The organism is Brevibacillus laterosporus (assembly GCF_030489605.1).
GTDB lineage: Bacteria > Bacillota > Bacilli > Brevibacillales > Brevibacillaceae > Brevibacillus_B > Brevibacillus_B laterosporus_E.
The window spans coordinates 1-528 of record NZ_JAUKFY010000074.1; the positions used below are offsets into that span (position 1 = coordinate 1).

The 528-nt window shown below is 50.8% G+C and carries 1 rRNA gene; it reads right to left on the reverse strand.

From position 1 onward, the window contains the following. Nucleotides 1-528 (reverse strand): 23S ribosomal RNA (locus QZ995_RS23720); the annotation flags it as partial.

Consider the following 528-nt stretch of genomic DNA (forward strand, 5'->3'; position numbering starts at 1 on the left):
AAAGTGCTCCGACTATTTGTAAGCACACGGTTTCAGGTACTATTTCACTCCCCTCCCGGGGTGCTTTTCACCTTTCCCTCACGGTACTGGTTCACTATCGGTCGTTAGGTAGTATTTAGCCTTAGCAGATGGTCCTGCCAGATTCACACGGGATTTCACGTGTCCCGCGCTACTCGGGGTTGGTCTCGGAGAGACAGATGTTTGGGTTACGCGACTATCACGCTCTTTGGTCAGTCTTCCCAAACTGTTCACCTACATCTGTCTTTTGTAACTCCTATATGAAACGCCCCACAACCCCGCAGGATAAATCCTGCGGTTTAGGCTCTTCCGCGTTCGCTCGCCACTACTGACGGAATCACTATTGTTTTCTCTTCCTCCGGCTACTTAGATGTTTCAGTTCACCGGGTCTGCCCTCTCATCACCTATGTATTCAGTGAAGGATACCATCCCATTACAGATGGTGGGTTCCCCCATTCGGAGATCCCCGGATCAAAGTGTGCTTACCACTCCCCGAGGCTTATCGCAGTT